At 56.6% G+C, this 25,348-nt stretch carries 22 protein-coding genes; 19 read left to right on the top strand and 3 right to left on the bottom strand.

Features of this window, described 5'->3' with window-relative positions; translation table 11 throughout:
- The first annotated feature begins 38 nt into the window (after nucleotides 1–38).
- From BM477_RS02650 to BM477_RS02630, 5 genes are all read left to right on the top strand, one after another.
- The gene (locus tag BM477_RS02650) at nucleotides 39–1,223 is read left to right on the top strand and encodes a resuscitation-promoting factor (protein ID WP_075361122.1); all 1,185 of its coding nucleotides are present in this window, start codon (nucleotides 39–41) and stop codon (nucleotides 1,221–1,223) included.
- Nucleotides 1,224–1,326: 103 nt separating this feature from the next.
- Nucleotides 1,327–2,556 (top strand): resuscitation-promoting factor, encoded by a 1,230-nt coding sequence (locus tag BM477_RS02645; RefSeq protein ID WP_084543662.1) that lies wholly within the window; start codon nucleotides 1,327–1,329, stop codon nucleotides 2,554–2,556.
- Between the two features lie 23 nt (nucleotides 2,557–2,579).
- Nucleotides 2,580–3,491: a 16S rRNA (adenine(1518)-N(6)/adenine(1519)-N(6))-dimethyltransferase RsmA gene (gene rsmA / locus BM477_RS02640; RefSeq protein WP_075361121.1), complete on the top strand. Its 912-nt coding sequence runs from the start codon at nucleotides 2,580–2,582 to the stop codon at nucleotides 3,489–3,491.
- Between the two features lie 6 nt (nucleotides 3,492–3,497).
- A complete protein-coding gene (locus BM477_RS02635) occupies nucleotides 3,498–4,595 on the top strand; it encodes a GHMP family kinase ATP-binding protein (RefSeq protein WP_075361120.1) in 1,098 nt (365 codons plus the stop codon).
- A 3-nt stretch (nucleotides 4,596–4,598) separates the two neighbouring features.
- A complete protein-coding gene (locus tag BM477_RS02630; protein WP_075361119.1) occupies nucleotides 4,599–6,512 on the top strand; it encodes an ABC-F family ATP-binding cassette domain-containing protein in 1,914 nt (637 codons plus the stop codon).
- Between the two features lie 180 nt (nucleotides 6,513–6,692).
- Here BM477_RS02630 and BM477_RS02625 read toward each other — a convergent pair whose 3' ends face one another.
- Nucleotides 6,693–8,000 carry a YihY/virulence factor BrkB family protein gene (locus tag BM477_RS02625; protein ID WP_084543661.1) on the bottom strand — a complete coding sequence of 436 codons (1,308 nt, stop codon included), beginning with the start codon at nucleotides 7,998–8,000 and terminating at the stop codon, nucleotides 6,693–6,695.
- Nucleotides 8,001–8,033: 33 nt separating this feature from the next.
- Nucleotides 8,034–9,191 carry a serine hydrolase domain-containing protein gene (locus BM477_RS02620; RefSeq protein WP_075361118.1) on the bottom strand — a complete coding sequence of 386 codons (1,158 nt, stop codon included), beginning with the start codon at nucleotides 9,189–9,191 and terminating at the stop codon, nucleotides 8,034–8,036.
- A 46-nt stretch (nucleotides 9,192–9,237) separates the two neighbouring features.
- Here BM477_RS02620 and BM477_RS08465 point away from each other — a divergent pair, with 46 nt between their 5' ends.
- The 13 genes from BM477_RS08465 (at nucleotide 9,238) to mfd (ending at nucleotide 23,315) form a co-directional block, all read left to right on the top strand.
- A complete protein-coding gene (locus BM477_RS08465) occupies nucleotides 9,238–9,525 on the top strand; it encodes a periplasmic substrate-binding domain-containing protein (RefSeq protein WP_075361117.1) in 288 nt (95 codons plus the stop codon).
- 204 nt (nucleotides 9,526–9,729) lie between these two features.
- Entirely contained in the window at nucleotides 9,730–10,236 is a 507-nt protein-coding gene (locus tag BM477_RS08460; RefSeq protein WP_075361116.1) for an ABC transporter substrate-binding protein, read from the top strand.
- A 714-nt stretch (nucleotides 10,237–10,950) separates the two neighbouring features.
- Nucleotides 10,951–11,340, top strand: a complete 390-nt coding sequence (locus tag BM477_RS08535) for a hypothetical protein (RefSeq protein ID WP_245792822.1) — start codon at nucleotides 10,951–10,953, stop codon at nucleotides 11,338–11,340.
- The gene (locus BM477_RS02605) at nucleotides 11,270–11,851 is read left to right on the top strand and encodes an ABC transporter ATP-binding protein (protein WP_245792845.1); all 582 of its coding nucleotides are present in this window, start codon (nucleotides 11,270–11,272) and stop codon (nucleotides 11,849–11,851) included. The genes BM477_RS08535 and BM477_RS02605 overlap by 71 nt, the downstream gene beginning before the upstream one ends.
- Before the next feature lie 183 nt (nucleotides 11,852–12,034).
- On the top strand, nucleotides 12,035–13,618 hold the full coding sequence (trpCF, locus tag BM477_RS02600; protein WP_075361115.1) for a bifunctional indole-3-glycerol-phosphate synthase TrpC/phosphoribosylanthranilate isomerase TrpF: 1,584 nt from the start codon (nucleotides 12,035–12,037) through the stop codon (nucleotides 13,616–13,618).
- Between the two features lie 146 nt (nucleotides 13,619–13,764).
- On the top strand, nucleotides 13,765–14,949 hold the full coding sequence (galT, locus tag BM477_RS02595; RefSeq protein WP_075361114.1) for a galactose-1-phosphate uridylyltransferase: 1,185 nt from the start codon (nucleotides 13,765–13,767) through the stop codon (nucleotides 14,947–14,949).
- A 55-nt stretch (nucleotides 14,950–15,004) separates the two neighbouring features.
- A complete protein-coding gene (galK, locus tag BM477_RS02590) occupies nucleotides 15,005–16,258 on the top strand; it encodes a galactokinase (RefSeq protein ID WP_075361113.1) in 1,254 nt (417 codons plus the stop codon).
- Nucleotides 16,259–16,314: 56 nt separating this feature from the next.
- Complete coding sequence (locus BM477_RS02585) at nucleotides 16,315–16,623, top strand: YerC/YecD family TrpR-related protein (RefSeq protein ID WP_075361112.1); 309 nt, start codon at nucleotides 16,315–16,317, stop codon at nucleotides 16,621–16,623.
- Between the two features lie 137 nt (nucleotides 16,624–16,760).
- Nucleotides 16,761–17,612 carry an amino acid ABC transporter substrate-binding protein gene (locus BM477_RS02580; protein WP_075361111.1) on the top strand — a complete coding sequence of 284 codons (852 nt, stop codon included), beginning with the start codon at nucleotides 16,761–16,763 and terminating at the stop codon, nucleotides 17,610–17,612.
- A 32-nt stretch (nucleotides 17,613–17,644) separates the two neighbouring features.
- A complete protein-coding gene (locus BM477_RS02575; RefSeq protein WP_084543659.1) occupies nucleotides 17,645–18,274 on the top strand; it encodes an amino acid ABC transporter permease in 630 nt (209 codons plus the stop codon).
- A 31-nt stretch (nucleotides 18,275–18,305) separates the two neighbouring features.
- Nucleotides 18,306–18,974, top strand: a complete 669-nt coding sequence (locus BM477_RS02570; RefSeq protein WP_075361109.1) for an amino acid ABC transporter ATP-binding protein — start codon at nucleotides 18,306–18,308, stop codon at nucleotides 18,972–18,974.
- 12 nt (nucleotides 18,975–18,986) lie between these two features.
- The gene (gene pth / locus BM477_RS02565; protein ID WP_075361108.1) at nucleotides 18,987–19,592 is read left to right on the top strand and encodes an aminoacyl-tRNA hydrolase; all 606 of its coding nucleotides are present in this window, start codon (nucleotides 18,987–18,989) and stop codon (nucleotides 19,590–19,592) included.
- A gap of 45 nt (nucleotides 19,593–19,637) precedes the next feature.
- Nucleotides 19,638–23,315 (top strand): transcription-repair coupling factor, encoded by a 3,678-nt coding sequence (gene mfd, locus BM477_RS02560; protein ID WP_075361107.1) that lies wholly within the window; start codon nucleotides 19,638–19,640, stop codon nucleotides 23,313–23,315.
- 48 nt (nucleotides 23,316–23,363) lie between these two features.
- Here mfd and BM477_RS08340 read toward each other — a convergent pair whose 3' ends face one another.
- On the bottom strand, nucleotides 23,364–24,209 hold the full coding sequence (locus tag BM477_RS08340; protein WP_075361106.1) for a hypothetical protein: 846 nt from the start codon (nucleotides 24,207–24,209) through the stop codon (nucleotides 23,364–23,366).
- Nucleotides 24,210–24,340: 131 nt separating this feature from the next.
- Here BM477_RS08340 and BM477_RS02550 point away from each other — a divergent pair, with 131 nt between their 5' ends.
- A complete protein-coding gene (locus BM477_RS02550) occupies nucleotides 24,341–25,282 on the top strand; it encodes a hypothetical protein (RefSeq protein WP_075361105.1) in 942 nt (313 codons plus the stop codon).
- The last annotated feature ends 66 nt before the right edge of the window (nucleotides 25,283–25,348 follow it).

Below are 25,348 nucleotides of genomic sequence, written 5' to 3'. Positions count from 1 at the left end.
CGTTTATCTGCTGTCGAACAGAAGGAAAACAGCCAATAATGCCCACTTTTGAGCATCAAACCGATAACTTTGTGCAAGTCAATATCAGCGGCGAAGAAGAAGTTGCGCCACGTCCACCTAGGAGACGTTCAGTCAGGTGGATTGCCGCTATCACTGCCCTTGCCTTTGCCTTTACCGGTATTGGGGTGGGCGCCGCCTCCATCCACCACCCATACAAACTTGACTTAGACGGCACTGTGCTGGCCAGCTACTCCTGGAGCGGCACTGTCGCATCCGCGTTAGAGGACAATAATATTGAGCTAGGCGAACACGATAAGGTTGAACCTAGCCTAGATACCCCGCTGACTGACGGAATGGTAATCCATGTTGCGAAAGCGAAGCTTCGTAAAATCAATGTGGACGGTGAAACCATCGAGGTCTGGACCACAGCAGATACAGCTAACCAGCTACTTAAAGAACAAGAAATCGCCGGCCGAGATGCCGTCGTTACCGCATCCCGCGGCGCCATGAGAGCAGAGCTCCCCCTCGTTCAAACTGAGACTGAGGTGCCCTTCCTGATTGGGAAAGAGTCGCGCACCCTCGTTCTCCCTGCCGGTACCACGCTCACTCAGGCTCTGGAACTAGCCAATGTGACTTTGGGTGAGCACGATACTGTGCAGGTAACTAGAAACAACTCAAAACTTCAGGTAGCTATCACCAGGACTGAGTTCAAAGACCGCGTGGAGACAACTGAAATCGCTTTCGCTAATGAAACTGTTAACACGGACAAGCTCACCAAAGGCCAGACCAGGGTAAAGCAAAAAGGTGTGAAGGGAAAGAAGCAAATCACTTACCGTGACAAGCTGGTCAACGGAGAAGTAGTCTCCAGCGAAGAGATTGACAGCCAAATCCTGACGCAACCCGTGAAACAGGTTACTTTGCGTGGAACAAAGTCAGCTCCCGCGCATTCCACCACCAGCGGCGCCCCTGCTGTAGCTCCGGCGGGCGGAGTCTGGGCGGCGCTAGCTAAATGCGAATCAGGCGGTAATCCTCGTGCAGTGAGTCGTAACGGCCGCTACCACGGCCTCTACCAGTTCAGTGTCTCCACGTGGCGTTCAGTGGGTGGTAGCGGGCTTCCTTCGCAGGCTTCACCTGCTGAGCAGTTGCAGCGCGCCAAGATCTTGCAGGCCCGCTCCGGGTGGGGGCAATGGCCGGCATGTTCACGAAAAATTGGTGTCCGCTAAGTAAAGTAGCTCAGCTTCCTTTTTCTGAGACAAGAAGGTAAGGTAACGGTATGATAAACATCGTGATTGGATTTACGGTGACACCAACTCAAATGGGGAATCAGTGACTGAATCAGTGAAAAAGACTAGGCATTGGGGTACTTTCCAGCAGAAAGTTTGGGCTGGAGCCACAATCGCCTGCTCAGCTGTGCTGGGAATCTCCGCTTTCGGAGTGGTATCTGGACACCATGACTTAGTTATCGAGGTTGACGGGGTCTCCCGTCCGGTAACTGTCTGGGGCAGTAGCGTATCGGATGCGCTAAACGCCGCAGACATTAAGGTCAATCAGCATGATGAGGTGACACCCTCTCTGGACTCTGACCTGCTGGACGGTTCCCGGATTCAGGTTCTCACCTCCCGTCAGTACACCGTAAATGTGGACGGCCAGCGGGTGGAACTATGGTCTACCGCCCGCAACTCTTCAGAGATTTTGAATGATTTTGCCGCCACTGGCCGTAATGTCACTATTTCTGCCACTCGTGGCTCCGAGCGTTCCCCTCTGTCCACACTGTCTCAGAGTGCGACCCATGGGACCTTGGTTGTTGATGGGGAAAGCCGCCCAATCGAGATTCCTGCCCACCTCACCGTGAAGCAGCTTTTGCAACAGCAAAACGTTGAAACCAGCCCGATTGATCGGGTCCGGATCTCTCACGAAAATGGCAAGCTGACTGTAAAAATCGAACGCGTCACCCGTGGCGATATCGTCACTGATACTGATATTCCTTTCTCAACTGAGGAAGTTGAAGACGACAGCTTGCTCAAGGGCACCACTAAGGTGAAGACCGCCGGTGTGGTTGGTAAGCACCGTAAGGTTGTTTACCGTGAAACCGTGAACGGTGAAGTGAAAGCCGAAGTCGTAGTCCAAGATGGTGTTCTCACCCAGCCGGTAACTCAGGTAGTTCTCAAGGGCACTAAAGATCCGGTAGCACATGCTTCGGCTAGCGCTTCGGATGCCGCAGTGATTGCTGACTCCGGGGCGGCTGGCACCTCACCTGCTGGCGCGCAGGCCATTGCTCAGAAAATGGTTTCAGCCCGCGGCTGGGGCGATGACCAGTTCCGTTGCCTAGTCAGCTTGTGGAACCGCGAATCTAACTGGAACTACCGTGCCCAGAACCGTTCTTCCGGTGCTTACGGTATTCCGCAGGCTCTGCCGGGAGGTAAGATGGCTTCCGCTGGCGCGGACTGGCGTACCAATCCGGCCACGCAGATTTCTTGGGGACTGGGCTACATTCAGGGGCGCTATGGGACTCCGTGTGGTGCTTTAGCGCACTCGCACCGAGTTGGGTGGTATTAAACCATCGCGTATAACATAGATACGTGGAACTTTTAACAACAGCGCATGTTCGTGAACTATGCGAGCATCTCAATATTCGCCCTACTAAAACTCTGGGCCAAAACTTTGTACACGATGCCGGTACTGTGCGCCGGATTGTGCGTGAAGCCCAGGTTGAAACCGGCGAGCATGTGCTGGAGGTCGGTCCCGGTTTAGGATCCTTAACTCTGGCTCTGCTGGAAGCGGGCGCTCACGTCACCGCGGTAGAGATTGATCCGGCTCTGGCTTCGGCTCTACCGCAAACCGTAAAAGCGATGGCAGGTGAGCAGGCCGCTAACTTGAGGGTCCTCAAAATGGATGCCATGAAGGTGACCTCGCCGCAGCTTTTAGATTCTGCTACCGAGGTTGTCGAGGGAGCATTCCCTGTCACTGCTGCGCCCACGAAACTGGTCGCCAACCTGCCCTACAATGTGGCAGTGCCAGTGTTGCTGATTTTGCTAGAGGCACTACCTTCCATCCAGGAAGTCCTCGTCATGGTGCAGTCTGAGGTCGCTAACCGCTTAGCTGCTGGTCCGGGCTCACGCACCTACGGGGTGCCCTCCGTTAAAGTGCAATGGTATGGGAAGGCCCGCACTGCGGGCGCTGTGTCTCGCAATGTTTTCTGGCCCACCCCGCACGTGGACTCCGCCTTGGTGCGCATTAGTCGTTACACCGAGGGTGGCCCTGCCGTCAGTGACCAAGAGGTCTCCCGGGAAGAAGTCTTCGCCGCTGTTGATGCTGCTTTTAGCCAGCGTCGCAAAACCTTGCGCAGCGCCCTAGCGAATTGGGCGGGTAGCCCACAGGACGCCGCCCGGATTGCTGAAGCCGCCGGGGTTGACGTCTCGCTACGTGGTGAACGCCTAGTAATCAACGATTTCATTGCTCTGGCGCGCGCGAAAAAACAGATAGAGAACTAGGCTGCTATGAATACACCGTCAGCTGCAAACACTGCGGCGCCCTCGGCCCTGACCTGGGTGGAAGCCAGCGCCCCCGCGAAAGTTAACCTGATCTTGCAATGCGGCGCCCCCGCGGAAGCCGGCGGCTACCATCCCCTCACCACGGTCTTCCAGGCCTTGAGCCTGCGGGAAACGGTACGACTGCAACGCCGTGATGACCACGAACTGTACCTCACTCAAGAAGCTCGCACCCCTGCGGATGAGCCAGCTGAGCTGGCCGCAGAGCTAAGCGACCTAGACCCCGCTAAGCACCTTGCCTATCGGGCAGTGAAAGCGGTCTTGGACTATGCGGGCATTGATGCGGGCGCTAATATTCACGTAATTAAGCGAGTCCCCGTGGCTGGCGGCATGGCGGGAGGCTCCGCGGATGCGGCAGCTGCCCTCCTCGCGGCAGACACGCTTTTCGCAACTGGTCTGAATGAGAGTGGCGAACTGGATGTGCTGGCTGCGCAACTAGGCGCGGACGTGCCTTTCTGCCTGCAAGGTGGACTAGCCTTGGGCCGCGGTCGCGGCGATGAACTGACCGCCTTGGCAGACGGGCCTACGCGCACCTGGGTGATGCTGACAAATCAGCGGGGCCTTTCCACTCCCGGGGTTTTCGCGCAGGCGGACCACCGGCACGCCCTCGGCTTGGAGAAACTCTCTGAGCTGGTGGAGGCCGAGGGGGATATCGCCGCCGCCCTCCAGATTTCGCAAAACTATCTGCTCCCCGCGGAGGTCCCCACAGAGCTCACCGAAGCGCAAAGCCGCGGTCTTTTCACGGCAGAAAACTGGCAGCAGTTCCTTGCGGTGTTAGAAAACGACCTGCAGCTTCCGGCCCTCGATTTGCGTCCTGATCTAGCTGAAATCATGGAGCAAGCAGCCGCAGCTCAGCTACCAGATGGCACGCCGGTAGTTACCAAACCCATCATCTCTGGGTCCGGTCCGACCATTGCGGTGCCGGTGCAAAACCTAGCTGAAGCTGAAGCAGTGAAGGCGGCCGTGCAAGGCAGTGAAACTTTGCATCAGGCTATAATCTTGACCGGCCCAGTTGCCGGCGCCCAGATTGACGCGAGTGGGGAGTAGCAGATGGCACACCTGATTGGCGCACAAAACCTGCTGTCTTTAGCGGGTTCACGGATCCTGCTGGCCAATATTACCGTCGGCATTGATGACGGGACCCGGCTGGGCATTTTGGGGCCGAACGGTGCCGGTAAATCCACGCTGATGCGGTTGCTCTCAGGCAAGCAAGCCCCCGATGAGGGACTGCTGACCCGCACTGACGGCGTCAGTGTGGCGATGCTAGACCAAGCGGATACTTTAGACCCGGCTTTGACCGTCGTGGAAACAGTGCACCCCAATCAGGCGGAACATGAATGGGCTTCGGACTCCGCCGTGCGGCAGATTCATGCCGGACTGCTCAACGATCTTGATCTATCTGCCAAAGTGGGGGAGCTTTCCGGCGGCCAGAAACGCCGCGTCGCTTTGGCCGCGCAACTCACCAAACAGGCGGACGTGCTGTTCCTGGACGAGCCTACCAACCATCTGGATGTGGAGGGCGTGGACTGGCTGATCACCTACCTGAAAGAACGCTACCCGCTTAGCGGTCCCCACGCGAAGGGTGCCCTAGTGGTGGTGACGCACGACCGCTGGTTCCTTGACGAAATCTGTACTAGGGTTTGGGAAGTTGTCCCCGGCGTCGACCCCGGCTACGGTCGTCCGCAGATTCCGGGACGTATTGAACAGTACGAGGGCTCCTATGCTGCCTATGTGCTGGCACGCGCGGAGCGTGCCCGGCAGGCTGCCACTGCCGCCAGTAAACGGGAGAACCTGCTGCGCAAAGAGCTGGCCTGGCTGCGTCGTGGCGCCCCCGCCCGCACCTCAAAGCCGCGCTACCGGATTGACGCTGCGGAAGCTTTGATAGCGGACGTGCCGCCGCCGCGTGATCAGGTGGAATTGGTGAAGATGGCGACCGCGCGCCTCGGCAAAGATGTGATTGACCTTGAAGACGTCAGCTTCTCTTACGGTCAAGGTGCCGATGCGCCCTCGGCCCCAGCAGAGACGGGAACCAAAGCCCTGTTTGACCATGTGACTTGGCGCCTAGCCCCCGCGGAGCGCGTCGGCATTGTCGGCGTCAACGGAGCCGGCAAGACTACTTTGCTGCGGCTCATGCAAAAACAATTGGAGCCCACACAAGGCCGCATCAAGCACGGTAAAACCGTGCAGATTGCGGTGCTTTCGCAGTCTACCCATGAGCTGGATGAGGTCTCTCATCTGCGCGTGGTGGAGGCCGTCAATGAGGTTGCCCCCATCATTCAGGTGGGGGATAAAGAAATCACCGCCTCCCAAATGGTGGAGCGGATGGGCTTCACAAAAGAGCGGGCCTGGACCCGGGTGGCGGAACTTTCCGGTGGTGAGCGCCGCCGCCTGCAACTGATGCGCCTGCTGATGGGTGAGCCTAATGTGCTGATGCTGGATGAGCCTACCAACGACCTTGACACGGACACTTTGGCCGCGATGGAGGACCTGCTGGATTCCTTCCCCGGCACGCTAATCGTGGTCTCTCACGACCGCTACCTGCTAGAGCGCATCACCGATCATCAGGTGGCCCTCTATGGGGATGGCAAAGTGGTTGATTTGCCCGGTGGGGTGGACCAGTACCTGCAGCGTCGTCGCGCCGACCTGAAGGCGGGTCTCAGTGAGGGGATTGCCGAGGGGGATTCCGGCGCCGGCACCTTGGTGAAGGATAAAGCCCGGATCAGCAGCTCAGCCCAGCAGCGGCTGGCACAAAAAGCGGTGGCGCGGATTGATCGCAGCATGGATAAAGTACAAAAACAGATTGATAAGCTGCATGCCGCGATGGAGAAGGCTTCTGCCGCTATTGTAGAAAACCCTGAGAAGGTTGATGAGCTGACCCAGTTAAGTAAGGACCTGAAGGCCGCCGAAGAGCAGCTGGAACAGCTGGAGCTTGAGTGGCTGGAGGCCAGTGAAGGCCTAGAGTGAAAGGGGCGTGTGTAGCCCCCGGCCCCAGAAATGAAGACCGGCCCCAGTATAACTTGTCCTTGGTGAAACTTATCCCGGGCGAAGCCTGTCTCGGCTGTAACCTGTCTAGGGTGAAAGCTGTTAGGGATGAAAGCTGTTAGGGGTGAACCTCATTTTGGGAGAAACTTCCCCTGAGGGAAGCTACTGCTTGCGCTGCGGCTGATAGTAGTTCGCGCGTGCTTTCTCCAACTTAGCTTCGAGGCGGGCCATGCGGTGGCGCTGATACGCGCCAATCAGTCCTCCAAAGCGCGGTTCCAGAGGTGTTTCCTCAGCCACTTCCACGTAGGGGTCGCCGCTTTGGTCAACATCCATAGTTCCGGTAACTTTCTGATGCGGCCACTCCAGAGTTTCTGGTTTGGACAGTGTCACATAGTTTGGACGCTCATTCATATGTACCTGCGCGGCATCATTCGGGTAGGCCGGAGCCGGCGGATTAGCGGTCCATGCAGCTACCATCTGGGCTACGCGGGACAGCAGGTTGACCCATAGCAGTAGGGTGGCAAAAGCCGCTACCGACGCGAGCAGTGGCTTATCGGATACGGAAGAAACCGCTGCGGTTCCCAAATAACGGATAATCCCAGCGAACACCCCAAAAATTATGCCGCCAGTTAAAAGCTCTTTAAGTGGCACTTTGACACCGGAAATAAAAGCAACCAGCATACACCAGATTCCCGCGTCCACTAGCCCAGCAGTCAGCAGAGAGACACCCTTTAGCAGGATGCCGGAGGCGCTACCTGTTACCCCCAGCAGGTCAAGGAAATAGTTTCCCAATGCAGAAACTACGAAACCCAAACCGGTAGTGAGCAAGACGCTGACTGCCAGAAGTACGAATCCGAGGAGGTCACGCAGTTTCTCCCCGAAGAAGTTCGATGGGAAATAGGAGATTCCAAACATTGACCTGATCGCAATCTTTAGGTTCGCCATCACATAGGTCGCGGCGAAGAGCAGTAAAACCACAGCAATGATGGTGGCCAGGTTAATGGGATTATCCATTACTAGGTCCGCTGGGTCTACTAGGCCGCCCTTGCTGGGGGTGGACAGCAGCCCCGGCATTGTCACATTGACACTTTTGATGACACGCAATCTTAGCGCCGCGTTGTCTCCTACAAAATACATGAATGCTGTCCAGGCGATAGTCAAACCAGCCCCGATGGAGAACAGGGCAGAATAAGCGATGCCGCCCGACATCAAAGCGCCACGTTGAATCCCATAACGGGTGAGCGTGCGGCCTATGCGGGTTCCGTTCCACCACTGCAGCAGGTGCATGACCTTATTTATTAGGCCGGGCTGCGCCCAAGCTTCTTTTATGGTCGGGGCAGGCCTGTAATAGCGTTCCAGAGCAGGTAGCTCCGTATAGTTGATGTGCTCATTCTCGGAGTGCTTGGGCTTGTCGCTGTCTATTTGAGATGCTTCAGGTCTGGTTTTCACGGCGCTTCGCGTCTTATTCATCTATTAATCGTCTCTCTGCGGGGGTCGGGGAACTTAGTCGAATAACAGATGCCAGAAATCATTGAACCAGGGCTGTGGCCTAGTCGTGATGGTGGACATTTGCGTGAATAGTCCGAAACTGGTGCCGGTGTGAGGGTCAGAGTACGCTTTGACTCCACTGATGCCGGACCAGCCGTAGCTGCCCTCAGGCAAGACACCGGTACCGTCTGCCACCTGAACGAACATGCCAAAGTTGGCGTTGGGCTCAAAGAACTTATTCTTGAGCTGATGCTCATTCAAAGCTGGCGTGCGCATCAGTTCAGCTGACTCAGGGGAGAGCAGAATCGGGTCTTCACTGGAGAGGTCATCGAGGATTCGCAGGTACTCGGGTGCGGTAGTGACTAGGCCGGTGCGGGCTGAATAATATTTTGGCTCCCGACTGTAGTCGCCTTCGCGTGGGTCAAGGAGCACTGGACCGGAAGGGCTCGCTTTGTACATGCTGGTGGCGTGAGCCAGGGAGTTCATCGTGTAGCTGAGGTTTTTCAGGCCGAGGGGGCGACGAATCCGCTCTTCCATTAGCGTTTCCATAGGGATGCCGGTCGCTCGTTGTAGCGCTACACCTAGGACCTCAACGGACCAGTTGTAGGCCCAGCCATCGCCGGGCTGGAAACAAAGCGGCATCTGGCCGATAAGGCGAATAAAGTCAGCCCTGCTGTAATGGTGTTGGATTCCGAAGTTAATATTCGCGGTCTTGTAGGCGGCGGCCAGGCTGGTGCCTACCCAGAAACCGTAACCTGAGGTCATGGTAAGTAAATCGTAAACCGTGATGGGGCGTTTGAGGGCTTCAGTTTCCACTTCGTAGCGGGGGTTTCCGGTGGAATCTAGCGTGGTTTGAAAACGGGCCCGAGGGTTAGTGAGGACCCGCGGGTTGGCTAGTTCGGGAACCAGTTCAGCTAATTCAGTGTCGAGGGTGATGTCGCCCATCTCGACTGCTTGGAGTGTTAAAACTGCGGTTAAAGGTTTAGTAAGGGAAGCCAGACGGAAGAGCGATTCTGCGTCCATGGTTTTCTTTAACTCGAGATCGCTGTAGCCGCCGCTGGCCACCACGGTGTGGCCATTATTGCTTACTACTGCGCAGAAGCCTGGGAGCTCGCCGGAGTCCACATGGGGGATTAAACGTTCGTAGATTTGGCGGGAGCTGACTATGTTCATGTTTCTAGTCTAACGTACTGGCGGCAATGTCAAGTCAGTTATCGCCATGGGTGCGACCAATGAGGTCACTATTTTGGATCCAGCCGAATCCTACGATAATGGCACTTTCTACGTAGCTATTCAAGCCTTAGCCTTCCTCTGCAACTCGCCCTATGGTGAGCCTGAGGTAAAGCCTGACCTGGCAGAATCTGATGAGTTTAACGCTCCGACAGAGTTCACTGTAAAGCTTCGTGAAGGTCTCAAGTTCACTAACGGACAGGACCTCAGCTTATTGCTTTACAACCTTGAGTCCGTTGACGCTGTTGACGACAATACGGTTGTCTTCCATCTGTAAGGAAGCTAACGACCAGCTATTCAAATACTTTCTGTCCTCCCAGCTGGTCCGATTGTTGATGAAGAGGTTTTCTCTGCTGATGTCATCATCGATGTTGCGAAGATTATTTCCGGCGGCGCTTTTGCTGGTCAGTACATGATTGCTAAGTTCGATCTGAACAACCTCGTCCAGTTCGAGGTTAACCCGAACTACTAGGGTATCTGCGTGCCCGCCCAAAATGGTGGCGTAAATATCAGGTACTTCGCAGATGCTTCCAACCTGAAACTCAGCGTGCAGCAAGGTGACGTGAATGTACCATTCCGTTCATTGTCCGCAACCGATATTGAAGACTTGCGGAGCAACGACAAGGTCAAGATTGAAACCGGTCCGGGTGGCGAAATCCGCTACATCGTATTCAACTTCCACACCAAGCCCTTCGGTGAGAAGCAGGCTGACGCAGATCCTGAGAAGGCTCTTGCTAAAGCTGGCGTAACCGGTCTGGTTGACATGAAGCTACGGTACTCACCCGGCCACTACGGTCCTTCCTCAGGCGATGAATACGCCATGATTAAGACTCAGCTAGAAAAGGATGGACTGTTCACCGTTGGCCTACAGTCCACTGAATGGGTTCAGTATTTGAAAGATCGTTCCGCTGACGTGTACCCGCCGTACCAGCTGGGATGGTTCCCGGATTACTCCGATGCGGATACCTACCTGGCCCCCTCTTCGTGAAGGACAACTTCCTAGTAAACCACTAGGACTTGATTGCATAGTAGCATCAGCTTCATTGGCGTTTGGCCTGTTGACCGGCGCCGCATTCCTTAGCTTGGTCTGTCCAATACGATTGGTGTTTTCTCTGGGGACCAAGTTAATGCGGCTCGCTCCAGAGGCGTAGGGGAGCGTCGTTTGATTAACCGTCACGCTTTCCGTCCCCGCTCTGATTCCTACCATCACGGTGATGGGTATGCAGATTACGCTGATGCTAGCTGACGCGGTACTTACCGAAACCACTTTCGAGCGGAGAGTCTAGGCTTCATGCTGGCCGTGACCGTAGCACTCACCAACTTCTTGATTGGCATTATTGCCGCCCTGATTGACCCGAGGGTGAGATACTAATGAGTAATATCGATCAAGTAACTAAAACTGAGACGGTAGAAAAGGTAGCATAAATACCGAAATCTGAGAAACATTTTCGCTTCTTGAGCCTAGTACATCAAGCCCGCAGTTAGCAGCGAATCATGATGATGATTGGTTTAACTATTGTTGTTCTCTTCGTCCTAACTGGACTGATTGGCTCGCTCATCGCCCCGACGGTTACGCGCAGACCTCCGATGCAATGGGGTCGTTTGGAACCCAGTAGGCCCCAGTGCCCGCAACTGCTTAGGCGCAATCGTCTCTGGTTTTGATGTCCTCTTTCGCGTCATTTAGGGTACACATACTGTCCTGATGGTAATCATCCCGACAGTGCAGGTCGAAGTCTTACAGCTGCTGCATGAGTGCTGTAACGAGTTCGGCGCTTCCGTGATGCTGATTACCCACAATATGAGTGTGGTAGCTGACTGGGCTGACCGTGAAACCGGTGAAGTCTCAGAATCTTTGAGCGCTGTCGCCGCTTCCTTCACAGTGAATCGAAGCACCGATGCGGAGCACGGCCTGATGGAAGCTGAGCCGGGCGACACAAAGGAGCCGCGTTTCAAAGGACGACCCATTGCGGTGTGCTCTCGGGACATGGAGGTCCGCCACGAAGGAACGCGATTTCCGTCCCATCCGTTCACGAATCGGCTACGTTTTCCAAGATCCCGCCGCCAGCTTCAACCCGTTGCTCACCATTGGTGAAGCCATCGCGGAGCCGCTGATTGTGCACGGCATGGCAAAAGACGCGCACCGGGCCCGCCCTCGGGTTAATGAACTCTTGGATGCGGTAGAGCTAGCTTCCAGCTACGCTGACCGTTACCCGCATGAGCTTTCCGGTGGACAGCGTCAGCGCGCCTCACTGGCACGTGGCCTAGCTTTAGACCCGGAACTCCTGATTGCTGATGAACCCACCTCCGCTCTGGATGTGTCAGTTCAGGCGACGGTTTTGGACTTGTTCCTAGAGCTGCAAACCCAGTTCGGTTTTGCTTGCCTGTTCATTTCGCACGACCTAGCTGTGGTGGATGAAGTCTCACACTCCATCTTCGTCCTGTACAAGGGCCGGATTGTGGAGCAGGGTGTCGCCCGTGACGTCTTGCAAAACCCACAGCATGGCTACACGAAGCGGCTACTGACCGCTTTGCCAGTGCCTGACCCGATTGAGCAAGCGAAACGACGCGAAGAGTTCAACCGCCTGCCAGCGTACGAACTATAAGCAGACCATAATGCGGCGGGGCCTTACTTTTTACAAAGTAGGGCCCCATCGCTGTCTGGGTCGATAGTTTTGGTAGGAATAGTCTGATAGTCCTGACCCCAAGGGCAGAGCGAAACGATATAGTGGTAGCTAGGCGGATACGTCACGGTAGGGTGACGTTGCCGCAATGAGAGGAGAACCTGAATGAGTGCCACGCCGAAGTTTAAATCCTTCACTTTCAGCCCCGACGGGAAAGCAAACCTGCTCGATAGAATCGTGGAGAAACGGCGCTCACATCTGCCGGAGATTGCGGCTCGCATCGCCCATGTGAAGGACGAAGAGATTACTCCCTCGACGCGGAGCCTCTACCGGGCCATGGGGGAAGGTAAACGCGGCGACCATCATTTTATTATGGAATGCAAGGCGGCATCGCCCTCCAGTGAGATGATTCGCGAACACTACAATCCCAGTGCCATCGCCCAAACTTACTCTCGCTACGCGACCGCTATTTCAGTGCTAACTGAACCTGATTTTTACGGTGGCGACTATGATGACCTCGCCCTCGTCGCCTCCAGCACCCACCTGCCGGTGCTGTGCAAAGATTTCATTATTGACCCCGTGCAGGTGAAAGCTGCCCGCTACTTTGGCGCTGACGCCATCGTGCTCATGCTGTCTGTTTTGGAAGATGAGCAGTATCAGCGGCTGGTTGACCTAGCCCATTCCTACGATATGGATGTGCTGACCGAAATCTCCACTGAGGAAGACTTGGACCGCGCCATTTTCATGCAGGCCAAGATTGTCGGCATTAATAACCGTAACCGGCGTACCGGCGCGGTGGACACGTCACTGGCGGCGCGTTTCGCACCTCACCTACCTCCGGGCGTAGTAATCATTTCCGAGGCCGGTATTCGTGATCACGCCATCGTGCGTAACCTCAGCCAAGTCGTTTCCGGCTTCTTGGTCGGTAGCCAGCTGTTCCGTGACAAGACGGTCGATTTGGCGATTCGTAAACTGCTGTACGGGGAAGCTCGCGTGAGCGGTCTGGCCCGCCCCGCCTCCGCCCGTGTAGCGCAGGCCTCGGGCGCTACCTACGGTGGTTTAGCTTTCACCCCGGGCTCCCCGCACTATGTGACAATTGAGCAGGCCACCGAGGTTGCTGCGGCTGCCCCGCAGCTGCAGTGGGTGGCCGTGATTGAAAGCGAAGACCCTGCCAGCGTGGGTCAGTTGGCTCGCGACCTGATGTGGGCTTTCGCGCAGGTTGAACCCGCCGAGGGGGAGCAGCGGCCCCAGCTGGCCGCCGTGCAGGTGCATGTGAATGCCCGAATCGATGAGTTCGGAAACTTTAACGCCCGTACCGGCACTGAGTTCGTTGATCAGCTCCGCGCAGCCATCCCCGCTGAAGTGCAGCTATGGCGCGCCCTCGACATGAAGATTGACGCGGACCGGGATGCCGCTCACTTCCTTGCTAACGATCAACGCGTCGAACGCCTAGTTTTGGATTCTTCTACCACCGGAGCGGAGAGCAGCTTCGACTGGTCCCGGATTCCGTCCGGATCCGTCCACAAATCTTTACTAGGTGGCGGTATTGATGCAGATAACTGCGGCGCCGCCATGGCGACCGGCGCTGTTGGCGTAGATTTCAACTGGCGTTTGGACTACCCGAAGAGCGCGGAGCGGGACGGAGTCTGGAAAGACTGTGCAAAGATTCGGGCAGCTTTCGCCGCCCTTGCCCGTACCGAAGTACAGCAGCCCTCCGGCATGACTAAATCCGCTAATTTTGAGCTCTAAAACCGGTTCCTATCGGTGAAGATCTGGTTGTTTTGCGCGGCCGAGACTGAACTGCAGATTCTGCTCCCGGTAAAAGAGTGACTCTAAGCGGTCGGCAGTCTAAAATAGTGGCTTGGAACTATGGTTCAACGATTGAGGAGAGTTTCATGGCAGCAAAGGTGCGCAAAACCGCAACAAAGTTAGCTGACGGTCGCGATTTCTTTTATTTTGATGATTCACCAGAGTATGTCTCTGGGGAGAAGACCCGCCGTCTAGATGACCCTCGCCCCCTCGGCGACAGGTTTGCCCCGCACGTAGATGAGGACGGTAACGAGACCGCTTTCACCGGACCTATCATGCGTTACGACGTGCTTACCGGCGACTGGATTCCGATGGCTGCGCACCGCATGAACCGCACCTTCTTGCCGCCCGCCGACGCGAATCCTTTCGCTCCGGCCCGTCCCGGTGCCGCCTATCAGGACGGTGAAATCCCGGACACTGACTATGACGTGGTGGTTTTTGAGAACCGTTTCGCCTCCCTGATGCGGGTTCCTGGGGTTCCCGATGTGGTCAGCTATCTGGACGAAGGTGAGCTCCTGGCGGAGCGTCCCGCCGCGGGCCGTTGCGAAGTTATCTGCTTCGGCCCGAAACTGGAAGAGAACCTGATTTCTATGGGTGAAAAGCGGATGCGGACCGTGATTGAAGCCTGGGTTGACCGGACGGAAGAACTCATGGCGATGGACGGAATTGAACAGGTTTACTGCTTTGAAAACCACGGCGTTGCCATTGGTGTTTCCCTGCACCATCCGCACGGCCAGATTTACGCCTACCCCTTCGTTACGCCTTACACGGAGAAGATGCTCCGTCAGGCCCGCGCTCACCGGGAAAAGACCGGCCGTAACCTGTTAGCTGACGTGCTGGAAACCGAACTGAAGCTGGGGGACCGGATTGTCGCCCAGACCGAGCACTGGGTCCTGTATGTGCCGGCAGCTGCCCGCTGGCCCGTCGAAATGCATTTGGCGCCGCGCCGCCAGGTTGCTCGTATCCCGGAGCTCACCGATGCGGAGCGTGAGGATCTGGCCGGCATCTACTTGAAGATGCTGCAGGCCGGCAACCGTTTCCACCAGAACCCGGATGGCTCGTACGTGGATCTGCCTTATGTTTCCGGCTGGCATCAGGCCCCGAAGGGCGCCGAGGATGATCTGCGCCTGCACCTGCAGTTGATTTCAATTCAGCGCAGCCCCGACAAACTCAAGTACCTGGCCGGCTCCGAATCTGGCATGTTCGCTTGGATTTCTGACACCACGCCAGAGAAGATTGCCGCCCGCCTGCGGGAAGTCTGGGAAGGCTGACGCGAAAGCGCTCAATGGTAGGGTAGAGACACCAAACTTGACGAAGGAGTCAACCATGACTGAAATTACTTGGCTGGAACCATTCTCTGAAGAGGAAGGCATCGCCCGTTGCGTGACGCTCTTTCAGGAGCGTTACGGTTATGAGCCGACCGGGGTGTGGGCCGCGCCGGGCCGCGTCAACCTGATTGGTGAACACACCGACTACAACGGTGGTCTCTCTCTCCCTATCGCGCTCCCGCATCGGGCTTTCGTGGCGGTCGCTAAACGTGATGACCGCCTCATGCGGCTGACCGACCGTTACCTTCCTTCCGGCTGGGAGGAGGTCGATTTGGACCGCATTGGTCCGGTTGGTTCCGACGGGGAGCTTGGCAACTGGACCGCCTATCTGGCGGGGGTTGCCTGGTCGCTGGAGCATCCTGCTGATGAAACGGACGCCCTGGCTGAGCCTTTGCCTGGTTTCGATGTCGCTTTGGCTTCTTGTGTTCCGCGTGGTGGCGGCCTCTCGTCCTCGGCGGCACTTGAGTGCGCCATGGCGGTAGCTATCGATGACCTGGCGGGACTGGGTTTCGCTGCCACTGATGAGGGCCGCGGATACTTGGTGAACGCCTGCCGGCGCGCCGAAAACGAGGTGGCTGGCGCACCCACCGGCGGCCTCGACCAGTCGGCTTCTTTGCGTTGCCAGGCGGATCATGCCCTGGAGCTGGATTCGCGCGATAACTCGGTGAAGCAGATCCCGTTCGACTTGGCCGCGCAGGGACTTGAGCTCTTGGTGATTGACACTAAAGCGCCGCACTCCTTGAATGACGGACAATATAAGGCACGACGCGATGCCTGTGAATCGGCTGCCCGTAAATTGGGGGTAGGACAACTGGTGGAAATTGATCCAGCGAAGCTAGATGAAACCTTGGCCCAGTTAGATGATCCGGTTGAGGTGATGCGGGTCCGTCACGTCGTCACTGAGATTGAGCGAACCCGGGAAGCTTGTGATGTCCTTCTGGAACACCCTTTGGAAGGGGAAACCCTAGCGCGGGTGGGAGAGTTGTTTAACGCTTCCCATGATTCCTTACGCTACGACTACGAAGTGACTTGTCCGGAGTTAGACACTGCGGTGGAGGGGGCCCGTGCCGCTGGAGCGCACGGCGCCCGCATGACCGGCGGTGGTTTCGGTGGCTCAGCGATCGCTTTAATCGATGCGGGAACCGCCGATCAAGTGGCCGCTAAGATTGTGGAGGCATACGCTCAGGCTGATTTTAACTCGCCGGAGTTTTTGCGTGCGGTCCCCGCAGCCCCCGCGCAGCGGCTGAAATAGTTTTTCTGCACTACCCGGTGCATCTGCGGTAAACCATCATTGAAAGGAATAGTCGTTTGAAACGTCGAGGCGAAGCGGTCTCTCAGCCGGTCGAAGATTTAGCCACTATCTTGGCTCAGTTAAATGATCCGGGAGAAGTTGCCGATTTCCTTCACGACCTTTGCACGCCCTCAGAGCTTGAAGCTATGGCTGATAGGTGGAGCGTGGTGCCGCTGCTGGCAGCTGGGGCTTCATATCGGAAAGTCCATGAACTAACCGGTGTTTCAGTAACGACTATTGGCAGAGTCGCCCGATATTACGCTTCGGGTGCTGGCGGCTATGAGCGTGCCTTGGAGCTTTTGTCAGACAGGCAAACAGAAAACTGACCATAAGTGGGGAGCGCAATAGCGCTCCCCACTAGTTTTTGTGAAAGCCGTCCTATTTTGGTTTCGGGCTTGGCAAGCACCAGTCACTGTGTTAATGTAGTAACGCGTTAATACATTACTACATGAAGGAGACCGTTATGTCACCCCTAGCTCGCACCGCCAGTAACCGCAATCTCGCTGGCCGCGGACACAAAGCACTAGCGGTCTTCGCTACCGCCGCCCTCGCCCTCGGCTTCAGCGCCTGCAGTCCCAGCGAAAACGGCACCAGCCCAGCCACCATGGAACCCGCTGTCACCTCCGCCATGGACAAAGATGAAATCATCATTGGCTTCGATAACACCTTCGTCCCCATGGGCTTCGACGAAGGCGGCGTCACCAAAGGCTTCGATGTGGACCTAGCGACCGCCGCGGCAGAAAAGTTGGGCAAGAAGTTCGTATTCCAAAATATTGACTGGAACCTCAAAGAAACCGAACTCAACTCCGGCAAGATTGACGCCATCTGGAATGGCTACTCCTACTCTGATGAGCGGGCCAAGAAGGTAGCCATGACCGACCCCTACATGACTAACCAGCAGATCATCATGGTGCTGGCCGACTCACCGGTAAAAAGCAAAGCCGACCTGGCCGGTAAGACCGTTGCCGTTCAGGCAGGCTCCACCGGCGCTGATGCCGTCACTAAAGACGCCGACTTTCAAGCCTCACTAGCCGGCGGGCAACCAGCCGCCTACGACACCTTCGACAAGGCCTTGCGCGACCTTGAGGTGGGACGCGCAGACGCGGTAGTGGGCGACTCCGTCCTCCTCAACTACTACGCCAAACAAAAAGGTCTTGATAAGTTCACCACCCTAGATGAAAACTTCGGTGAGGAAAGTTTCGTCGTCGCAGTTCGGAGCAATGACACCAAGTTCAAGGACGCACTCAATGAGTTCCTCCAAGGGGCTAAGAGCGACGGAACCATTGAGAAAGCCACCAATACCTGGTTCAAATAGAAGCTGGGGAAAACAGTTAAGGAATCAACACCATGCTGACCAACCCGATGTTCTATTCCGGACTCCTGGTTGTCTTCTATGTCTTCGTGGGCACACTGGCAATCTCCCTGCCACTGGGCCTAATTCTAGCGCTGGCTAGAATGTCAAGATTCGCGCCCCTGCGCCTGATGACACAAATCTATGTCACCGTCATGCGCGGCACCCCGCTGCTACTACAGCTAATCTTCATCTACTATGGGCTGCCCAATATTGGGATCGTGTTGGACCGTTTACCCTCCGCGCTGATTGCTTTCATCCTGAACTATGCCGCCTACTTTGTAGAGATTTATCGAGGCGGACTAGAGTCCATTCCGAAAGGACAATTCGAAGCTGCCCGCACCCTCGGCTTCGATACCCGCACCACCTATAAACGGGTCATCTTGCCGCAAGTGGTTAAACGAATCCTGCCGCCCATCTCCAATGAGGTAATCACACTGGTGAAGGACACCGCTTTGGTCTACGCGATTGGTGTGGTGGACATGCTGCGAGTCTCCCAGATTGAAATGAACCGCACCGCCAGCCTCACCCCGTTGCTGTATTCAGCCGCCGCCTACCTAATCATCGTCATCGGGTTGACCTACCTGTTGCAGCGGCTGGAAAAGCGGCTCGCCTACTACAAGTAACCCGCAAACTGTTAAACCAGAAAGAAAAGCCATGCTCTCCATCACCGGACTCACCAAAAGCTACGGAAATAATCAGGTCCTCAAAGGAGTTAACCTGACTGTTCCCGCCGGCCAAGTGGGCGTCATCCTCGGCCCCTCAGGGGTGGGTAAAACCACCCTCATGCGTTGCATCAACCTGCTAGAAACCGCGGACGGTGGGCAGATTACCGTTGCGGGGGTAACTCAGAACGAGGGGGTTTCCCCACGTGAATGGCACCGTAAAATTGGCATGGTTTTCCAAGATTTCAATCTCTTCCCGCACCGCACTGCTTTGCAGAACGTGACTGAGGCCCCCATCTACGTGTACGGTGAAGACCCGCAGGTCGCGCAAGCCCGGGGGAGGGAACTGCTGGAATCAGTCGGTATGGCTGAGAAAGCGGACGCCTACCCGGGGGAGCTATCTGGTGGCCAATGCCAGCGCGTGGCGATTGCGCGCTCTTGCGCGCTAGACCCTGCGGTGCTGTGTTTCGATGAGCCGACCTCCGCCCTCGACGATGCTTCCACAGATCGGGTTGTCTCAGTGATTCGCGACCTAGCTGCGAAAGGCATGACGATTCTGGTCATCACTCACGATAAACCCTTCGCGGAAGCGGTGGGGGATCAGATTTTCACTATGGCCGATGGGCAGATTGTTGGTACCTCATCTGCCGGCAACCTTTGAGATAATAGGTGCATGACTTCGACAAGCACCCCGTGGATTATTGTTGGGCTGGGAAATCCCGGCAGCCAATACGCTAAAAACCGCCACAATATTGGGCAGATGGTGATTCATGCCCTGGCGGCAGAAGCAGGTGCCACGTTGGTGCGGCATAAGGCTCGCGCCCAGGTGGCAGAAGCTAGACTAGGAATTTTGCCCGGCGGAGCCCCCGGACCGCGGGTGGTCTTAGCCACTTTAGATTCCTATATGAACACTTCTGGGGGCCCGACTGCGGCGCTCCTTAAGTTTTATTCGGCCAGTGCGGAAAACCTGCTGGTGATCCATGATGAACTGGACATTCCAGAGCATGCCTTGCGGCTCAAACTCGGTGGTGGCGAAGGCGGACACAATGGCTTGCGCTCCATCACTTCAGCTTTGGGAACCAAAAACTACCACCGCCTGCGGGTAGGGATTGGGCGCCCGCCAGGGAGGATGGACACTGCCGATTATGTCCTCTCCAACTTCCCGCCTAAAGCGGCCGCGGACTGGCAGGTCACCATCCAGGAGGCCGCCGAAGCCGCCGAGGACGTCGTCACCCTGGGTTTCCTTGACGCCCAGCAACGTCTGCATTCTCGCCAGTAGCGTTAAACTGGAAACCTACCCCCTCATAGCATTTAAGGAATACTTGTGAAACTGACAGGTTTGCTGTCTGAACTGACGAAATCCGCTGCTTTCTCCGACGTGGTTTCCAAGCTGCGTCCCGGCACGGAAGCTGGCGTCCTCGTGGCGGAAGGCCTGCGCCCCGCCCTGGTAGCCTCGGTTTCCTCCCGCGTCCCGTTGACCGTAGTGGTGACCGCCTCCGGCCCAGCCGCTGATGAGTTCGCGGATGCGCTCAGCTCCTATACTGACGGGGTCGCGGTCCTTCCCAGCTGGGAAACCTTGCCCCATGAGCGGCTCTCTCCGCGCCTAGACACCATGGCGCAGCGGGTGGCGGTGTTACGACGCCTGACCCATCCAGTCACCGGTGATAAAGCGGCCGGACCTATCCGCATCCTCGTCACCTCGGCGCGAGCCTGGCTGCAACCGGTCGTCGCTGACGCCGCCGAAGTGGAACCAATCCGGCTCAAAGTGGGGGACAGCCTAGACTTTGAGGGGCTGGTGGAGCGGTTTATTTCCCTCGGCTACGCGCGCGTGGACATGGTGGAAAAGCGCGGCGATATTGCTGTCCGTGGCGGCCTGATTGACGTGTTTGCGCCCACTGAAGACCATCCGGTACGGGTTGAGTTCTTTGGTGATGAGATTGATGAAATCCGCTACTTTTCACTCAGCGACCAGCGCACCCTAGAGGAAGCACATGACGGGCTTTGGGCTCCTGCTTGCCGGGAACTGCTACTTACCGACGACGTGAAACAGCGCGCCCACGCCCTGCGTAATGACCTGCCGGGCGCCGCCGAAACTTTAGAGCGCCTCAGCGAAGGCATCTACGCGGAAGGCATGGAAGCCCTCGCCCCGGTGTTGACGGATTCCTTGACTCCGCTGGTGCAAATGCTGCCCGCAGATTCCATCACTTTCATGTCGGAGCCGGAAAAGATTGCCCGCCGCGCCGCCGACTTGGAGGCCACCACCCAAGAGTTCATGGAGGCCGCCTGGGAGAGCGCCGCCGCGGGCGGCAAGATTCCCGTCCAAGTGGAGCAGGCCTCCTTTGCTTCGCTGGGGCAAAGCCGCAAAATTGTTAGAGAGATCGGGGCTGGCTGGGTTTCCTTAAGTAGCTTCGGTGGGCAGGTTACCAGCGGAGCTGAGGACGAGGGTGAGCTCACCCGGCAGCCGGCTGGGGAAGCAGAATCCCCGGCTGCCGCCAGCCTTCCCGCACTGGAAGATCTGCCGCAGGACGGATCCTCGCCCCAAGTCGCCTCCGCCCTCGATCTGGACCTTTTCTTGGCGGAAACCGAACAGGAATTCCTGATCCCTTCCCGCGATGTGGAGCCCTACCGGGGCCAGATGACCACCGCGATTGCGGATTTGCGAAAACTATTAGCCGCGGACTGGCGTCTGCTGGTCACCACGCAAGGAGCCGGTAGCGCCACCCGCCTGGTGCAGGTACTGGGCGAGGGCGGGGTGCCTGCTCGGCATCTGGATGCCGTCCCGGCAGCCCTGAACGACCCTGTCGTCTACATTGTTTCCGGCACGGCCGGCACCGGATTTGTCATGGAAGCAGACCGTCTCGGCGTGATGACGGAGCAGGACTTCACCGGACGACGCGCGCAGGCTCGGGCAGGTAAGAAACTCAAACGGCGGGCCGCCGGCGCTGTCATTGATCCACTCACTTTGCAGCCGGGCGACTATATTGTGCATGAGCAGCACGGCGTGGGACGCTTCGTGGAGCTGGTCACCCGTACCATAGGTCGCGGCCCCTCAGCTGTCACCCGTGACTTCCTGCTGGTTGAGTATAAGTCCAGCAAACGTGGGCATCCGAATGACCGTCTCTTCGTTCCCACTGAAAGCCTCGACCAGGTCAGTAAATACGTCGGCGGAGATGCCCCCACATTGAATAAGATGGGTGGCGTTGACTGGGCAAAAACCAAACAGAAAGCCCGCAAAGCAGTTCGTGAAATCGCGGGTGAGCTGGTTCGCCTCTACGCGGCCCGAACCTCCACGAAGGGCTACGCCTTCTCACCCGACACGGTTTGGCAGCGTGAACTTGAGGACGCCTTCCCGTATCCGGAAACTCCCGACCAGCTGACCACCATCGCAGAGATCAAAGCCGACATGGAAAAGCCCTACCCGATGGACCGTCTCCTGTGCGGTGACGTGGGCTACGGTAAAACCGAGGTCGCAGTGCGGGCTGCTTTCAAGGCCGTGCAGGACGGAAAACAGGTCGCAATCTTGTGTCCGACCACCCTGCTAGTGCAGCAGCATCTGGAGACTTTCACGCAACGCTACATGGCTTTCCCCGTGAACGTGCAAGCCCTATCGCGTTTCACCCCACACCGTGAAGCCGATAAAATCAAGACCGGACTACAAGACGGCAGTGTCGATATTGTGATTGGCACCCATTCCCTTGTGACCGGGCACGTGCGCTTCAAAGACCTTGGTTTAGTGATTGTGGATGAGGAGCAGCGCTTCGGGGTGGAACACAAAGAAACCTTGAAACAGTTGCGGGCCAGCGTCGATGTTCTCTCCATGTCAGCGACCCCGATTCCGCGTACCCTGGAAATGGCGGTCACCGGAATCCGGCAAATGTCGATGCTGCAGACCCCACCCGAAGAGCGCCACCCGGTCCTCACCTATGTGGGCAGATATCAAGATAAGCAGATGATAGCTGCGATTCGCCGGGAACTACTGCGTGACGGGCAGGTTTTCTACGTCCACAATCGCGTTGAAAGCATTGATGCGGTCGCCGCACATGTGCAGCAGCTAGTGCCCGACGCTCGGGTTGCTGTAGCCCACGGTAAGATGAGTGAACAGCAGCTAGAGCAAGTGATCGTGGACTTTTGGAACCGCGAATTTGATGTGCTGGTTTGCACCACCATTGTGGAAACCGGCCTTGATATTTCCAACGCTAACACCCTAATTGTGGACCGGGCCGACGCCATGGGGCTCTCCCAGCTGCATCAGCTTCGCGGCCGGGTAGGCCGAGGACGAGAAAGAGCCTACGCCTACTTCTTCTACCCCAAAGATAAAGTTCTCACTGAAACCGCCCATGAGCGGCTCAAAACCATTGCCTCCCACACCGATCTGGGGGCCGGCATGGCTGTCGCCATGAAAGACCTGGAGATCCGTGGCGCCGGTAACCTCCTCGGCGGGCAACAATCCGGACACATCGCCGGGGTTGGTTTCGACCTGTACATTCGGATGGTGGCAGAGGCCGTCTCTGAGTTCAAGGGTGAAGAGCAAGCCCCCCGCACCGACTTGAACATCCAGATTGCCGTGGACGCACACATCCCCACCACCTATATTCCGGGGGAGCGCCTGCGCCTCGAAACCTACGCGAAGATTGCGGCCGCCGCCAACCAGGCTGAACGCGACGCGGTGCGGGAAGAACTAATTGACCGTTACGGCACGATTCCCCAACCCGTAGAACTACTGCTGCGGGTGGCTAAGCTCCGCGAACTGATGCGCGAAACCGGCCTGGTAGACATCGTAGAGCAGGGCAGATTCATCCGTTTCGGGCCAGTCGCCCTCGGCGATGCGCAATCCGCACGACTGCGCCGCCTCCACCCCGGTGCCATGCAAAAACCCGCCATCCGGCAGGTCCTCATCCCCGCTCCGATGACCGCGAAACTAGGCGGCAAACCGGTGACAGATGAGGCTTTGATTGAATGGGCCGAGGACGTCATCACCCACATCCTAGCGTGGCAGGGTTAGGGCTAATGTGCGAGGCTTGACAGTGCCGGGCTGAGCGCGGTCAGGCTGTTAACGGTGATATTTTGCGCTCCCGATTGCCAGCAGAGCGCTGAGCCCCGTTGCCAGTAGTGGAGCTAGAAGCAGGTATGAAAGATAACCGATTATTAGCATTGTGCTCTCACAAAGATGCGGGGATAGGGTCATCTCAGGGGGGATTGACAAGGAGCCAAGTATGGGGGAAAACAAATTGCCGACTTGATGTTGCAGATAGTAGTAAAGCGGAAACAGCAGCAGGGTCAATATGCCTCCCGCATAGAGGCGTTTCTTTCCAATCTGGCTGGTAGCTCCAGACAAGAAAGCGATAACTGCATAAATTGCCAAAGCTAACAGGACAATCCACGAATTGAGAGTGAAAAACATGAGGGAGGAAAAGGCCATTGTGCCCAGCGTTAGAACCATAATCAACAAGGCTCCCAGTAATGCTGTTTTAGGCAGACGTGAAGACACTGTGGAGACTGTGGCAGTGGCACCTGTTGAGGAGGTTGGGAGTGTGGGCCGGGAAACGAGCCTAACACTTAGTAGTGCGCTAATGAATGCAGATAACACTGCCAATTCAATCCTAAGGTAGTTATCTAGCTGGAAAAATACATATCCATCACGATGATTTGCGAGCCAGGTCTGCCCGCTCAAAAAGATGGCAAATACTGTAAAAATTAGTGTAGCGTACACTGATGAACGTTCAACTTGGTGACGAGACAACAGCCAGACTGTGGGGATTAGACTGAGAACTGCCCACGTGAAGGCGCCAGTTTCAGGGGCTACATAGGAGAAGCGAAAAAACGGGAAGCAAACCGCTAAACCAAGGGCAATTACGGCAGTTATTGCCAAGCCTAGAGATAACCTATCGTTTTTCATTTTTCCCCCTGAAGTTTAGCGATACACTAATATTAAAGAATCCTATTCTCATTTAGATGACGTTTCAAGAAGCTACAAGGCCGTAGATAACCAAGCACAAACCACTAATCGATTTTTACTGGAGGGGAAAGATGAATCTCCAATCAAAAAATATTCGGTACCGAATTGGTGCTGTCGTAGTGCTAGTTTTGGGTGGTCTCGTGCTGGCTCCCGTACTATGGACGCCCGCCACACCTGAAACCGCACCAGGAGATAAAACCGTTGAAAAGACATCCCCTGAAGTCACCTCAGAAGAGCAGCTCTGGCACGGCACCGCACCGGAAAACGTCACCGAACTGATCGAACAACTGGGTCCCCTAGTGGAGAAGCAGCCCGAAGTTTTCGCTGGCGTTGCGTTAGCCTATGACCGGCAAAGCGTCCTCTTGTTCGCTACCAAGGCCGACTTCAAGGCAGAAGCCCCAGAGGCAGCTAAGATCGCCGCAGACAACCCCAATCTAGTGCAGGTGCGCCAAGTTGATTTCTCCACACAACAGCTGAAAACAGCTCAGGACAAAGCCGCAGCACAGTCAGAAGGCGTGACCGGATGGGCCACCATCGCAGTCGATGTCATGAACAACCGGGTGAAACTGGGCGTGGAACCAGGTAGCGACGCAGAAAAGCAAGCCCAGAAGCTAGCTGAGGAACCGTCCGAAAATGGAGCCTCAATCTACTACGTGCACCACGAAACAGTGCCCACCGCGATGGAGACAATCCCCGCTCCCACCGAAGCCCCAGATACGGGCGGAATCCCCCTGCCACTGCTGACCAGCACCCTGACCAAAATCCACATTGGAAACCAGCAGGCCTGCCCCCTCCAACAAGACGGCAAACTGGTGGTATTCTCTGAGCCTGCCGTCGCCGACTCGCAAGGCACCTACCTGCTTGTCGGTGAGCAGCCAGTCAAGATCATGGTCGGGGAGGACTTTAACTCCGGCTGGATCCGTGAAATCGAAGGCGGATACGACTGCGGCGGGAAACATTTCGAAGCCGTCAAAATCGCAATCCCATCAGTGACCAAGCCGGCCGCTGACTAAGCGACCGCTTGATTTAGCCTACACAGACAGTGGGGGCGGGGTGTAGCATTTCGGACACCCCGCCCC

The organism is Boudabousia marimammalium, assembly GCF_001936115.1.
In the GTDB taxonomy this organism is placed as follows: domain Bacteria; phylum Actinomycetota; class Actinomycetes; order Actinomycetales; family Actinomycetaceae; genus Boudabousia; species Boudabousia marimammalium.
This window is presented reverse-complemented; position numbering and strand designations above follow the sequence as displayed.